General features: G+C 59.0%; 13 protein-coding genes. All 13 read left to right on the top strand.

Annotated features, from left to right (window positions below; translation table 11 throughout):
* Positions 1–69 precede the first annotated feature (69 nt).
* On the top strand, positions 70–2,358 hold the full coding sequence (locus ACR0ER_RS10760) for a phage tail sheath family protein (protein WP_480768919.1): 2,289 nt from the start codon (positions 70–72) through the stop codon (positions 2,356–2,358).
* 27 nt (positions 2,359–2,385) lie between these two features.
* Positions 2,386–2,901, top strand: a complete 516-nt coding sequence (locus ACR0ER_RS10755; protein ID WP_170332420.1) for a phage tail protein — start codon at positions 2,386–2,388, stop codon at positions 2,899–2,901.
* Between the two features lie 49 nt (positions 2,902–2,950).
* Complete coding sequence (locus ACR0ER_RS10750; protein ID WP_480768918.1) at positions 2,951–3,631, top strand: hypothetical protein; 681 nt, start codon at positions 2,951–2,953, stop codon at positions 3,629–3,631.
* A gap of 742 nt (positions 3,632–4,373) precedes the next feature.
* Positions 4,374–5,720: a Pvc16 family protein gene (locus ACR0ER_RS10745; RefSeq protein WP_480768917.1), complete on the top strand. Its 1,347-nt coding sequence runs from the start codon at positions 4,374–4,376 to the stop codon at positions 5,718–5,720.
* Positions 5,717–7,603, top strand: coding sequence for an ATP-binding protein (locus tag ACR0ER_RS10740; protein WP_480768916.1), 1,887 nt, complete (start codon positions 5,717–5,719; stop codon positions 7,601–7,603). Before ACR0ER_RS10745 ends, ACR0ER_RS10740 begins: the two co-directional genes overlap by 4 nt.
* Positions 7,600–7,833 carry a hypothetical protein gene (locus ACR0ER_RS10735; protein WP_480768915.1) on the top strand — a complete coding sequence of 78 codons (234 nt, stop codon included), beginning with the start codon at positions 7,600–7,602 and terminating at the stop codon, positions 7,831–7,833. Before ACR0ER_RS10740 ends, ACR0ER_RS10735 begins: the two co-directional genes overlap by 4 nt.
* 266 nt (positions 7,834–8,099) lie before the next feature.
* On the top strand, positions 8,100–8,495 hold the full coding sequence (locus ACR0ER_RS10730; protein ID WP_480768914.1) for a hypothetical protein: 396 nt from the start codon (positions 8,100–8,102) through the stop codon (positions 8,493–8,495).
* Positions 8,496–8,694: 199 nt separating this feature from the next.
* Complete coding sequence (locus tag ACR0ER_RS10725) at positions 8,695–10,449, top strand: eCIS core domain-containing protein (protein ID WP_480768913.1); 1,755 nt, start codon at positions 8,695–8,697, stop codon at positions 10,447–10,449.
* Positions 10,446–11,099: a hypothetical protein gene (locus tag ACR0ER_RS10720; protein WP_480768912.1), complete on the top strand. Its 654-nt coding sequence runs from the start codon at positions 10,446–10,448 to the stop codon at positions 11,097–11,099. Before ACR0ER_RS10725 ends, ACR0ER_RS10720 begins: the two co-directional genes overlap by 4 nt.
* Positions 11,096–11,458 (top strand): hypothetical protein, encoded by a 363-nt coding sequence (locus ACR0ER_RS10715; RefSeq protein WP_480768911.1) that lies wholly within the window; start codon positions 11,096–11,098, stop codon positions 11,456–11,458. The genes ACR0ER_RS10720 and ACR0ER_RS10715 overlap by 4 nt, the downstream gene beginning before the upstream one ends.
* 16 nt (positions 11,459–11,474) lie before the next feature.
* Positions 11,475–12,605, top strand: coding sequence for a hypothetical protein (locus ACR0ER_RS10710; RefSeq protein ID WP_480768910.1), 1,131 nt, complete (start codon positions 11,475–11,477; stop codon positions 12,603–12,605).
* Complete coding sequence (locus tag ACR0ER_RS10705) at positions 12,602–13,111, top strand: phage baseplate assembly protein V (RefSeq protein ID WP_480768909.1); 510 nt, start codon at positions 12,602–12,604, stop codon at positions 13,109–13,111. Before ACR0ER_RS10710 ends, ACR0ER_RS10705 begins: the two co-directional genes overlap by 4 nt.
* A gap of 12 nt (positions 13,112–13,123) precedes the next feature.
* On the top strand, positions 13,124–13,444 hold the full coding sequence (locus tag ACR0ER_RS10700; protein WP_480768908.1) for a hypothetical protein: 321 nt from the start codon (positions 13,124–13,126) through the stop codon (positions 13,442–13,444).

Genomic DNA, 13,444 nt, shown 5'->3' with positions numbered 1-13,444 from the left:
TCTGATCGTCCACCTTTGGCGCATACGGGCTTAAACCGCCTCAAGGCCTAAGCTGAAGGAGCGACGAAAATGCCTGTTTCGGTTTCCTATCCCGGTGTCTACATCGATGAGGTTCCTGGCGGTTCACGGGCCATTGCGGGTGTGCCAACCTCTGTCGCAGCCTTTGTCGGCTATAGTCGGCGCGGCCCGACGGATGAGGCGACGCAGATTTTCAGCTTTGCCGACTTCGAACGAACCTTCGGAGAATTGCACCCGTCGAGCGCACTGAGCTACGCGGTCAACCATTTCTTCTTGAATGGCGGCGCGACCGCCTGGATCGTTCGTGTAGCTGAGGACGCGACTGCGGCCTCGGTAACAACGGACAGTCCGGGCACAGACCCGACGCTTGAGATTCAGGCCGCCAGTGAGGGCGCCTGGGGCAACAACCTGCAATTGTTGGTGGATTACGACACGTCGAATCCGGACTCGACCTTCAACCTAACGATCAACGAGATGCGCGAAGCCGGCGGCCAGTTGGTAGTGGCCCGTTCGGAGGTTCATCGCAACTTGTCGATGAATCCGGACTCGAGCAATTATGCGTTTGACGCGGTCAATGATGCATCCCGGATGGTTGAAATCGCAAATGATATTGCCGCAACGACTGGCACAGCAACCTTGATCAGTGGTGCCATCGACGACAGCGCCGTCAGCGGGTTACAGGACAATCAGCGCCGCATCGGAGTGCAGATCAATGGCGGTCCGGTGGAGGAATTCAATCTCTTTGATCCAGGTGCCCCGCTTGCCGACGTCGCCACTGCGGCAGGCGATATTCAGGAAGAAATTCGCACGATCATGGGCAACAACGATTTCACGATGGTCGAGAATAATGGTCGACTCGAGGGAACTCTCGCGCAAAACGCGACTAACACATCCATCCGGTTCGTGCCCGCTTCGATCAACAGCGGCACTGCCGCATTGCGTCTCACAGTGGGCAGCGGCGCACGTGAGGCGGACATTTTTGCCGACACACGTCCAATGCCAACCGGAACGGTCGGAGAAAGACGCCCCGATTTCGATGGGCCGGGTTTCGACACGAACCTGCAACTTCAAGTCGAAGCTCTGGATGCGTCAGATACAGTGGTCGCTCAGACCAGCGACTATGCGTTCCCGGAAGCTCCGGCATCGTTGTCAGGCGCAGCGGCAATGCTGCAGGCCGAATTGCGCGCAACGGATCATCCGGCGTTTCGCGCCGCCACGGCAACGGTGTCTGACGATCGCATCACGTTAAGAGCGAGCCCGGACACTCCGACTATGCGCCTTCGCGTTGTCGGGAGTGTGGGAAACGACGCAGCTACGCCACTTGGAATAGATCAGAGCATCGCAACTACGAACCTTGCCACCTACCGCATGGGAACGCCCCCGCTCGTTGCGGCACAATCGGCGGTAAGCGCCGGTGCCGACGGGACAGAGCCTGATCCAAACACGGTCACTGGTCTCGACCTGTATCTGGGGGACCAGGATGACAAGACCGGAATTTTCGCGCTTGAGGACGCGGATTTATTCAACATCCTGAACCTGCCCGATATTTCTCAGATCGATATTCTCACCGCTGCCGTCACCTACGCCGAAGAGCGGCGCTCGATGATCCTGATTGATCTTGATGAGAACGTCCGTGACATCGAAGACGCCCGCGAATGGGTGAATAATGCCGCCAATTCGGGGCTGAAACATCGCAACTCAGCGATCTATTTCCCGCGTTTGATGATGGGCGACCCGGTACAGGGAGGGCGGCTGCGACCGTTCCCCAATTCCGGCGTTATTGCCGGATTGTGGGCACGCACCGATTCCGAGCGAGGCGTCTGGAAAGCCCCGGCAGGTATCGACGCGCGACTTCGAGGCGTACAAGCGCTGGACTATCGCATGACCGACCCGGAAAACGGTGTGCTAAACCCGCTGGGCGTCAATTGCCTGCGCACTTTCCCGGTTTATGGCACGGTAAGTTGGGGATCGCGCACCTTGGTCGGTGCCGACGTCTTTGCCAGCGAATGGAAATATGTACCGGTCCGCCGACTGGCCCTTTACATCGAAGAGAGCTTGTATCGCGGGACGCAATTTGTGGTGTTCGAGCCGAATGACGAACCGTTGTGGTCGCAAATCCGGCTAAGCGTCGGCAGCTTTATGCAGCAATTGTTCCGGCAAGGCGCGCTGCAGGGATCTACCCCGCAGGAGGCCTACCTGGTGCGGTGCGACAGCTCTACGACAACGCAGGCCGACATCGATCTGGGTATCGTCAATATCTATGTCGGCTTTGCTCCGCTGAAACCTGCAGAGTTCGTTGTCATCCAAATCCAACAGCTGGCCGGTCAAAGCCAGTCCTAACGCCAGTGCTGCGGAAAGGAGACCGCCATGCCTGAATTCAACGTTAATCCATCCCGTTTCGATCCTTACAAGAACTTCAAGTTCCGCGTGCGCTGGGATGGTCGTTTTGTCGCCGGGATCAGCAAGGTCGGCGCGCTTAAACGCACCACCGAGGTCGTGGAACACAGGGTCGGAGGCGACAGTTCGACCAGCCGCAAATCGCCTGGGCGGTCAAGCTATGAAGCCATCATGCTGGAACGCGGTGTCACCCATGATCTGGAATTCGAAGCCTGGGCCAACAGGGTTTGGAATGTCGAGGCCGGCTTGGGAGCCGAAGTGTCGCTGGCCAATTTCCGCCGCGACATCACGATCGAGATGTACAACGAGGCCGGACAGCTTGCGATTGCCTACCGCGTGTTTCGTTGCTGGGTCTCGGAGTATCAGGCGCTGCCGGAATTGGACGCGAATGCCAATGCGGTGGCGATCCAATCGATCAAGCTCGAGAACGAGGGCTGGCTGCGCGACACGGACGTGCAGGAACCGCAGGAACCCGAGTTCGGGTAACAGCCGACACAACGGGCCCGGGGTGACACGGTGACGAAATGGGTGCCAGATGAAAAGCCAAATGGACGCCAAAGCGATCTTGGATTTGTGGGAGGCTGGACAACGGCGCTATCCCTATCAGCGCGCGATGCTGGTGCTGGAGCGCTGCGGCTGGCCCGAGGTCGCGGATATGCCCTTGGCCGAGCGGGACCGGGCGCTGCTGGCTTTGTACCGAGAGACTTTTCGCTCGTCGTTGGGGCTGGTTACCGATTGTCCGGATTGTGACGCACAGTTGGAACTGCAGTTGCCTGCGGCTGATCTAGACCAGATGCTACATCTGCCAACACCAGAGGCGCCCAAAGCGCTGGAGGGCGTTGCGCTTCGCGATGTAACAAGCCGCGATCTGGACGCTGTTACAAACGCGACGGACCCAGCAGCGGCGCTGCAAGGCAGACTTTTGGGATCGGACAACCTGCCCGAAGCTGCCAAAGAGGCGCTGGCGGCTTGGATCGACGCGCGAGTAAACGCGGCGGAGATTTCGCTGGGACTAACCTGCGCCGAGTGCGGTGCGCAGTGGTCCGAGGCATTAGACATCCCCAGTTTTTTCTGGTTCGAGCTTGAAATCGCAGCGCGCCGCGTAATGCGCGACGTCGCTGATCTGGCACTTGCATTCTCTTGGTCAGAAGAGGCCGTTCTTTCCATGGGACCTGAGCGGCGGCAAACCTATCTAGAATTGGCGAGAGCGTCATGAGTGGGCCGCTCAATCGACTGGTGAACCGAGCCTTGGGTGAGGCGCAAAGCAGATTGCGTCCACGCGCACCCAGCCTGTTCGAACCAACTCACGAAACCGCACCACAGCCAGCGATGGTGAACGAGATAGAGACGGAGCAGGTTGCCGCATCGCCCCGGAAAACAGGGCAACCACTCAGTCCGCCTGCGCCCTTACCGCGCCAACAGGGACAGCACGAGACTGATACCACGGCGGCACCACAACAACTTATGCCCGTGACTGAAAAACACGCGATGGCGCCAGACAATGCCCCGCCCGAGGTCCGCGGACACGTGAAACCGCCTGTTTCGGAGGAAACACAGCGTTTGCCCCGCCCGTATCTGTCAGTGCAGAAGCAACCATCAGACGCTGAAGAAAAGGTGCCCATTCCAGCCCCAATCGAACCCGATAGGGCATTGTCTGCCAAGCCAGCAGCACCGCCCGAGCCAGCGGCGTCCATCCGGGAGGTTCAGTTGCGGCACACGTCAACGGAAGAACCACACCGGCGCGAAACACGCCCGTTCCTTCCCTCGGCATCAGAGCCCGCCAAGCTTGTTGCGCAATCAACGCAAGCTTCTGCCGAGCCGGACATTCACATCCATATCGGACGTTTGGAGGTCCGCACTGCACCAGCGCAACCCGCAGCCCGACCCCAGCGCCAGAAGTCACCAAAACGTGCCAGCGCAAGTCCGCCTCTGTCCGATTATTTGAAGGATCGCGGCGGATGAGCAATGTTCTTGCCATCGCTGGTGTCACACGCATCCTGAAGGATATGCTTAATGACGCGCTTGTCTTTGGCAATGTTGAACAAGTCCTGGGCACTGACTTCATTGTGACGGCGCAGCCGCCCGACCGCATCGTCTCTGACACGCCCGATACGCAAACACCGCATCTGAATCTGTTTCTGCATCGTGTCACTCCAAATGCAGCACTCCGCAATGCCGATCTGCCTACGCGGACGGGCGATGGTCACTTGCGAATGCGCCCAACCTTGGCGCTGGACCTGCACTACATCCTGACCTCGGTCGCAAGAGAGGAATTGCACGCCGAAGTGCTGCTTGGGTATGCGATGCAGTTGTTTCACGAGATGCAGATCGTCCCACGCGAGACAATCCGAACCTCTTTGTCCGCTGCAGACTTAACCGGTCTGGGGGGCGGTTTGCCTGATTTCGGAACCGGGCCATTGTCACCAGCAGAATTGGCCGATCAAATTGAGCTGTTGAAGATCACGCCCGTCACTTTGTCGATGGACGACATGTCCAAGATGTGGACGGCGTTGCAGGCGAGTTATCGTACAACAGTTGCCTATGACGTGTCGGTGGTATTGATCGAGCGCGCCTTGCCGGTCCGCCCGACCTTACCGGTTTTAACCCGTGGCGGCTTGCGCGATCCGGAAACAGGGCGCGACCCAGGCGTGAGTGTCGAGCCGAGTCTGGCGTCAAATATACCATCGCTGCTTTCGGTCGAGTCTGAAGACGCGCATCCTGTGATGCGGCTTGGTGGGCGTGTCATTCTGACCGGCACCGGCTTGGATAGCGGTGACGCACAGGTGCTGTTTCGCGAGGCAGGAAGCGACACGGAACTGCGCCTTGTACCCGAGGCCCCTGCAAGACCGGACCGGTTGTTGGTACAACTGCCTGGGCCGACCGCCCTGCCTGGCGGCAGTGCTATGGCAGGCACGCCGCAAGACCCGGCCTCTTGGCGCAGCGGCGCCTATGAGATCAGCGCAACCGTGACAGATAGCGACCAGCGCACAGCGGTGACCAATCGTCTACCACTTGCATTGGCGCCAGCAATCAGCGCGACCGCAGTGGCAGGTGTGGGTGGTACAGAGGTGACAGTGGATGTTTCACCGCCAATCCGCATTGGGCAAGAGATCGCGATTTTAGCTGGCACCGAAATGCGGGTTTTGCCAAATGCGGTCGCTGTGACCGATCAGGTTGATGCCACATTTGACGGTCCGGGTGTCGGAACAGATTTGGTAGTTCGGCTGCGAGTGGATGGCGTCGATAGCCCGGCGATTGATCGCAGCTCAACACCGCCCGTGCTGCAGACTGTGACCGTGACATGACCCGCGATCCGCGCCCTCCCCTGGATCAGGCCGCGTCAATCGGCGCTGCCACTCAAAGCGTTGTTGCCCGTCTTGAGGCGTTGAGCAGCGACGCATCTCTGCCGGACCTGGATCTTGCGTCTGCCCCCAGCCTTGTCGATCTGTCGGACATTTTTGGGCTCGACCCCGTCTCTACCGCGCTGGTTCTTTGTGTAACGTCTTGCGAAACCGAACCTAAGTCCGCCCCACCGATGCTGCGTCTGGGAGCCGCAAACGGCCTGAGCATCGGACTTGCCGAGCGGCTAATCGGGCCTGGGGTGCGGGCAGCGCTTGCCGACTCTGCCCCGCTGCGGCGCTGGAGAATGATTGAGGTTGTAGGCAACGGTCCCTTGTACGAAAGGGTGCTTCGCATCGACACACGCGTGCTGGACTACGTGTTGTACCGCCCGGGTCTGGATACACGACTTGAGGGGTTGATACGCCCTTTACTCGGCGCCGAGACAATACCGTTGACGCACGAAGCTGAAGCCGCACGGCTGGCCACTGCCCTAACCGCTGATGGGCCGCCTCCTGCCATACTCGTCGAGGGCGGAGATGCCGAGGGGCGGTGCAAATTAATTCGGCACGCGGCAGCTCTGGCAGGTGCTCAGGTACTGCGCCTGGACGCCGCCGATCTGCCGATTGCCTGGACTGAACGCTATGCAACCGCGATCTACCTCGACCGTGAATTGGCGCTGTCGAGAGCACTTCTTATGATCGAAGCCGAAGCGGACGTGGCCCAGAGCCGTAACCTGCCAGCTTTGATAGAACAGATGTTAAGCGCGGTCGCAGTTTCCGCACCTGAGGCCAGCTTGCCCGAGCGCGAACCTACCTTGCGTGTCCGCCTGCCCAAACCTGATCGGAACGACCGGCGGAAAGGATGGCAGGAGGCTCTTGGAGATGAAGCCGCTAGAGTCACACTCGATCACCTCGCCACGCAATTCGCGTTATCACCGCAAGCCATTCGCAGCGTCGCCGCTGAGATCAAGGGCAGCGATCCGGAACGCATAGACGCCGCATTATGGCAAGCGGCACGCCGCCGCTCGCGCGGGCCGCTCGACGGGCTCGCCGAACGTATCACTTCGCACGTTGGCTGGGACGACCTCGTGGTCCCGGCAGTGACCCGCGCCGCGCTGCAAGACCTTGCCGCACATCAACGCAATTCATGGCGTGTGTTGTCCGACTGGGGCTGGACGAAGAAGGGCGACCGCGGGTTGGGCACCGCGGCGCTGTTTGTCGGCCTGTCGGGTACAGGCAAGACTTTGGCGGCCGAGGTTATAGCAGGAGAATTGGCGCTCGATCTGTATCAAATCGATCTGAGCAGAGTGGTCAGTAAGTACATAGGAGAAACCGAGAAGAACCTTTCACGCATCTTCGAGGCCGCTGAGGCAGGAGGTGCAATCCTGCTGTTTGACGAGGCGGATGCTCTGTTTGGTAAGCGTTCCGAGGTGAAAGACAGTCACGACCGCTACGCCAATGTCGAGGTCAGCTATTTGCTGCAACGGATGGAAGCGTATCGCGGCCTCGCCATCCTTACGACAAACCAGCGCGATGCGGTAGACCGGGCGTTCCTTCGCCGCTTACGACAGGTGGTGGTGTTTCCCTTCCCCGATTCAGCGGCACGGGCCGAAATCTGGGCGCAGATCTTTCCAATAGAGACCCCGTTAGAAGGCATCGACCCACAGCACTTGGCACGGCTATCGATCGCAGGGGGAAGCATCCGCTCGATCGCGCTCAATGCCACCTTCCTCGCAGCGGCACAGGATACACCGGTGCGCCCTGAGCATCTGTTGCGAGCGGCGCGACGAGAATATGCCAAGCTGGAGAAACCGTTTACCGCAACCGAGGCGGAGGTGTTTCGATGAGACCGCGCCGCGTCACCCTGACTATTGACCGGATCGTAACGAATGACCCTTCGCTTGATCGGGCGGCTTTGACCAAGGCTTTGATGACAGAGGTCCGGGCGCGGTTAGCGCAAGACGGGATGATCGGTGCTGCTGGTGCACGCTCTTCAGCAACCGTCCGAACAGACCGCGGTACAGGTAGCGCCACAGAACAGATCGCCAAAGCGACGCTGCGGGGGATTAGGCGATGAAACAGTCGGCAATCAGTCCAATGCAAGCGGTCGCGTGGACCCAAGCCGCGACGTTGCCACAACGCGCTTGTTCCTGCGACACCGCAAAAGGTTTCGAGGATCAGTGTCCTGTCTGCGCCGCCAAAACGCGTCTTGGTGTGCTACCGAAGCTGACGGTGAACCAGCCTGGAGACCGTTTTGAGCAAAAGGCGGACCGCAATGCGGATCGCGTCGTCCCGTCGGGAACTCCCGGTCCTGAGGGCATGTCAGGAGCGACACTGCAGCGGATGACTGAGGAAGAGGACGAGTTGCAGATGAAAACGCTTAGCACTCACCTGACCAATCCGGCGGTGACACAAGCTGCGGCGGCGCTCTCACACGACGAGCAGCCGCTGCCCCGTACCGCGCGCGGTTTCTTCGAGCCCGGCTCGGCCAAATCCCTTTTCTCAAATCGGCTCCCAGGTCACGCCCTTGATTGGAAAAAGGCTGCCGACGGCGCTTACAAGGTGATGGCAAAGGATGGGATATTACAACTGAATGTTTGGATCCAAGACGTCTCGAAATTCGACTGGACTGTTAAGGCATTTTCCGACGCTGGATTCAAAAACGCCCGACCGTTCGGGCCAAAAACTGAACCCGCCCCCAACACTGGTCCGAGCGTCGTGATCTTGGGGATTAAGTGATGGTTTTCAAGTTGACTTTATGTGGCTTAAGGCGTGTTATGAGAGGACAAATCATACATTTCTGGCATGAATTCTGCGTTACCCTGCTTGCTTTTTGCCAGCGGTTAGTAGCGCGCCAAGGTTTGCATATCGACCCGATAAAATGGTGTGCATTATGAGCCGTGTAGCCTCAATTTCAAACCACGCCGCTGACACATATATGGCGGAAACAACATCAACGCTTCAAAGAAGCTGCGACTGCGGATCAGCAAAAGGCGTAGAGGATCAGTGCCCAGCCTGTGCCGCCAAGACGCGTCTTGGCGTGCAGCCGAAACTGAAGGTGAACCAACCGGGCGACCGCTACGAGCAAGAGGCGGATCGCATCGCGGATCGCGTCGTCTCCACGGGTTCTCCCGGTCCGGTTGGCATGACGAGGCCGGGACTGCAACGTATGACCGAGGAAGAGGAAGAGTTGCAGACGAAACCGGCCAGGCTGCAGCGGATGGAGGAAGAAGAAGACGAACTTCAGTTGAAGTCGACGGGTGGCAGCCCGACGAACACAGCAGTGACGCAGGCCGCGGCGGCAATCTCAAGCGGAGGTGCGCCACTATCCTCCGCAGAACGCGGGTATTTCGAACCTCGCTTGGGTCATGATTTTTCCAGAGTACGCCTCCATGACAATGCCCGGGCCGGAGCTGCCGTCCGCGGCATCAACGCCCGCGCATACACGTTGAAAAACCATATCGCCTTTGCCCCCGGCACCCGCGATTTTGCTTCTACCGAGGGACGGCGACTGATGGCACATGAGTTGGTTCATACGGTGCAGCAACATGTGTCCGAGCCCTTGTCGAACCAGCAGTTGCTGCAATGCGCGCCTCCCTCAGCCGCGTCCACAACCAACCCTTCTGTCGAACTCGGAAGAAAGCTGAGCGATCAGGTGTCTACGGGTCTCACCATCGTCTTTTATGACGGAGACTCTGACAGCGAATTTCGGATTCGTGGCCATGAAATTGCGAAGACGGAGCGTGCGATCGGGTCACACCGTGAGCGGATCACGGCAAAATCCCTAGAGGTTGGGATTTCAGTTGACGGGGCCGAAAGCGACTTTCCCCGCATCGTTCGAGATATAGTTGCGGTGTCGACGACTGCGGTGAACGACCACCGTGCCGCAACAGGAGGTGAGCCCCTTAAGGGCGATCTCAAGATCGCCAATCTTGTTTTTCTTTCCCATGCGGGGTCTGGGCTTTGTGGCCTTGTCTCAATGGGTTCCAGTCCGAAAAAGGTCTTGTCCAAGATCCGCGATCTGCTGAAACGTGACGTGAAGATTGTACTCTTTGCCTGTAATACCGGCGAAGCCGCGCACGAGGATCTCCCAAAGGATAGCAAGAAGGCGCTCCTTAGTGAGGGAGGAGTGCCGACGGCACCCGGTGAGGGCCGTTCGGTCGCAGCAAGAACGCGTGACGCGCTTATTGATGTCGGGAAGAAGGATGCTGTGGTTTACGGCAACCTGGGAATTGCGCACCCATCAAAGAATCGTGCGAAACGCGAGTTTCGGGCGTCGGAAGGAAAAGGCGCCGTAGGACATTCGTTTCTCGGCGATGTGAACCGATCGATTCAGAAGGAAACCTACGAATATTTGACGGGCGGAGAATATGGTGCCCTGTCCGTAAGGCAGAAAACCAGGCTCGAAAGCTATATCGGCGGACAACTGGTGTCAGCGTATCACGAGTTGATCAACCGGCATAAAGCAGATGACCGTGCTGGCTACGAACGGTCCAGATCCCTACAGCTTCTTGATGAAGTCGATCGTAAGGCTGGCTTGGAAGCCGGTCAGACTCAACTCGCGCAGCATATCCCATTTCGCTCGGACACCGTCGCAAACCTTATCCGGTATTATTGGTTCACCGCATATCTCCCCCGAAAGGAGACCAAAATTTCGGCGCGCGTCCAGAAGATTGCTCCGGTGTCTCCATGACCTCTCCCCGCTCCCCCAAGCTGACCCGCGCAGGCCTTGTGTTGATATCTCCCGACAGCGGGCAGGTTGAACGGATCATTACACTGCAATACGCCGCAGAGACGCTGTCGCGGTCGCTGGAAGTGCAAGCCATCGCGGATGAGCCGGACCGCTCGCAGCCGCTGCGCCTTACGGGTCCAGCCGTTGAAACCATCACCGTCGAAGCAGAGCTGGACGCCACAGACCAGCTGGAATTCCCGGACAACAACCCGGAAACCACCGAACTGGGGCTATTCCCGGTTCTCTCGGCGCTCGAGACTATGCTGCATCCGACCACGGCGCAGCTGGAACGGCAGAACGCGCAAGCCGCCTCGGGCAGTTTTGAGATCACGCCAGCGGAAACCCCGCTCACCTTGTTCGTCTGGTCGCCCAACCGCGTTGCTCCGGTCCGGCTGACACAGTTGTCGATTACCGAAGAATTCTTTGACCCCGCTCTGAACCCGATCCGCGCCAAAGTAAGCTTGTCGCTGCGCGTTTTATCCGTTGACGACCTAGGTTTCGCGCATCGCGGAGCCGGGCTGTTCATGGCCTATCTGCGTTCGAAGGAAAGCTTTAGCAGCCGTTACTCTGGCGGGGATCTCAGCGGGCTTGGATTAGGAGGACTGCCATGACGAATCCGATTCAGGCGATGTTCGAAGCGGGTGTCATCGAACTCACCGATTTCCCGCCCCAAAGTCGATATCACGGCATTTCACGGGTCGAAGCCGTGTTGCCCGACGGTCGCAAGGTCGCGTATTTGCGCCGCCGCATTGTTCCGCCACCCGAGGCCTTTGATACCCGCGCTTTCCGACAAGTCAAAGACGCCGAACGGATCGATCATATCGCAGCGCAAGAGATCGGTGACCCAGAAGCGTTTTGGCAGCTTTGCGACGGCAATGGCGTGCTGTGGCCTGAGGATTTGGAAGAGGTCGGACGAGAACTGCGCCTGACGCTGCCAGCGGGTTTGCCGGGAACACAGCCCGATCAATGAGCGAGGTGGCACCAAAATGATCAAAGGCATCGATCTGACCCTGTTGTTCGGTCCCGGCGTGCCGGTGCCTGCACCAGCAGGCGTGATCGAAGCGCTACAGTCGGTGACCATCGAAGAGAATTCCGGGCAAACGCCCTCTGGTTTTGACCTGTCTTTTGCGGTCGATCGGGATTCTCCACTTGTAACCGCCTTTTTGCTCAGTGGGGCGATCGAACCGTTGCCAATTCTGCGCGTGGCGCTGGTGGCGACGGTCAGTGGCCAGGCCATTCCGCTGATCAATGGCGTTGTCACGTCGTCCGATCTTTCACCCGGCTCTGGCTCTGAACCGGCGACACTCACTGTGCGTGGCACCGACCTTACGGCGCCAATGGCGCATTTCGATCTTGCGGGCATCCCCTACCCAGCCATGCCGCCCGAGGCTCGCGTTGCCCTGATACTGGCGAAATACGCTTGGCTCGGTATCATCCCTCAAGTCATACCTTCGCTCGAAGGGCCACCGCTTCCGACGGACCGGATTCCGCGGCAGAAGGGAAATGACCTCGACTATATTCGGACGCTGGCCGATGAAGCGGGCTACACCTTTTTCCTAAAACCCGGACCAGCGCCTGCAACCAGCATTGCCTATTGGGGGCCTGAACTGCGCTTTGGCACACCGCAACCAGCGATTACCATAGAAAGCGGTGTGCCGACCAACGCTGAATCTGTGTCGTTCAGTTTCAACAAGGACGCAGTTGAATTACCGGTCGTATACATTCAAGAGCCGTTCACCAAGGCAACCGTCCCGATCCCGATCCCCGGCGCGATCCCGTTTCACAAACCGATGGGGGCAATCCCGCCATTGCCGCCAAAAATTGTCCGGCTGAAAGACACAGCACGGCTGAACCCGTTCGAGGCGCTGGCCCGGGGATTTGCCCACGCGGCCCGCAAAAGCGACCCGGTCACTGGCACAGCTCAGATCGACGTTACACGTTATGGCCGCATCGTTCGAGCGCGGTCGGTCATTGGTGTGCGCGGGGCATCTCGGGCGTATGATGGACTGCACTACGTCAGCAGCGTGCGCCACCAATTGGAACGCGGCAGCTACAAACAGACGCTGTCACTGAAACGCGGCGGGCTTTTGCCCACACAAGCGACGGTACCGGCATGACAGAGACATATTATGGAAAATACCGCGCTACGGTCGTGAACAATGCCGACCCAATGCTGACGGGGCGAATTCAGGTCATGGTGCCAGATGTATCAGGCGTTGCACTATCCAGTTGGGCGATGCCTTGCTTTCCGGTTGCGGGCATTCAAACTGGCAACCTCGGGGTTCCGCCAATCGGCGCCGGTGTTTGGGTGGAATTTGAGCGTGGCAATCCCGACTATCCGATCTGGACAGGATGCTACTACGGATCTGCCGCAGAACTACCCGCTTTGCATCAACTTACACCGCCTGGTGTTTCTGCCATGACGATGCAGACCACTCTACAAAACGGGCTTACCGTGACCGACCTTCCCGGCCCGACCGGCGGCATTGTGCTGAAATCCGCAACCGGCGCGTCGATCATCGTTAACGACACAGGCATCTACATCCAAAACGGCCGAGGAGCGTCAATCACGATGATCGGCCCGACAGTCACAGTAAACAACGGAGCCCTGACCGTAATCTAAGAGGAACGAAACATGCCCGGACCTATCCTTGACCTCGGATCAATCGTCACCTGCAGCCATGGCGGCAAGGCGACGCCGGTACCGGTGGACACAAGGGTGCTTTTGTCGGGCAAACCTGCAGTAACGCAGGCCTCAGTATTTGCCGTGGCGGGGTGCGGGTTTGTACCGCCGGGCGGCAACGGCCCCTGCGTCACTGGCACTGTTGTAGTGGCGGCGGCCCGGGTTTTTGCTTCGGGTGTGCCGGTGGCGCTGCAAACCTCTGTCACAACCTGCGCGCCAACGGGTACGCCACTGATCCCGATTCAAGCACAGACCCGAGTGATTGGAAGCTAA

The organism is Ruegeria sp. CH8 (genome assembly GCF_056536985.1).
This window is presented reverse-complemented; position numbering and strand designations above follow the sequence as displayed.

What these genes read in the sequence shown, in the direction of transcription:
- ACR0ER_RS10760 (WP_480768919.1), top strand. Translation starts at nt 70, where the DNA reads ATGCCTGTTTCGGTTTCCTATCCCGGTGTCTACATCGATGAGGTTCCT.
- ACR0ER_RS10755 (WP_170332420.1), top strand. Translation starts at nt 2,386, where the DNA reads ATGCCTGAATTCAACGTTAATCCATCCCGTTTCGATCCTTACAAGAAC.
- ACR0ER_RS10750 (WP_480768918.1), top strand. Translation starts at nt 2,951, where the DNA reads ATGAAAAGCCAAATGGACGCCAAAGCGATCTTGGATTTGTGGGAGGCT.
- ACR0ER_RS10745 (WP_480768917.1), top strand. Translation starts at nt 4,374, where the DNA reads ATGAGCAATGTTCTTGCCATCGCTGGTGTCACACGCATCCTGAAGGAT.
- ACR0ER_RS10740 (WP_480768916.1), top strand. Translation starts at nt 5,717, where the DNA reads ATGACCCGCGATCCGCGCCCTCCCCTGGATCAGGCCGCGTCAATCGGC.
- ACR0ER_RS10735 (WP_480768915.1), top strand. Translation starts at nt 7,600, where the DNA reads ATGAGACCGCGCCGCGTCACCCTGACTATTGACCGGATCGTAACGAAT.
- ACR0ER_RS10730 (WP_480768914.1), top strand. Translation starts at nt 8,100, where the DNA reads ATGACTGAGGAAGAGGACGAGTTGCAGATGAAAACGCTTAGCACTCAC.
- ACR0ER_RS10725 (WP_480768913.1), top strand. Translation starts at nt 8,695, where the DNA reads ATGGCGGAAACAACATCAACGCTTCAAAGAAGCTGCGACTGCGGATCA.
- ACR0ER_RS10720 (WP_480768912.1), top strand. Translation starts at nt 10,446, where the DNA reads ATGACCTCTCCCCGCTCCCCCAAGCTGACCCGCGCAGGCCTTGTGTTG.
- ACR0ER_RS10715 (WP_480768911.1), top strand. Translation starts at nt 11,096, where the DNA reads ATGACGAATCCGATTCAGGCGATGTTCGAAGCGGGTGTCATCGAACTC.
- ACR0ER_RS10710 (WP_480768910.1), top strand. Translation starts at nt 11,475, where the DNA reads ATGATCAAAGGCATCGATCTGACCCTGTTGTTCGGTCCCGGCGTGCCG.
- ACR0ER_RS10705 (WP_480768909.1), top strand. Translation starts at nt 12,602, where the DNA reads ATGACAGAGACATATTATGGAAAATACCGCGCTACGGTCGTGAACAAT.
- ACR0ER_RS10700 (WP_480768908.1), top strand. Translation starts at nt 13,124, where the DNA reads ATGCCCGGACCTATCCTTGACCTCGGATCAATCGTCACCTGCAGCCAT.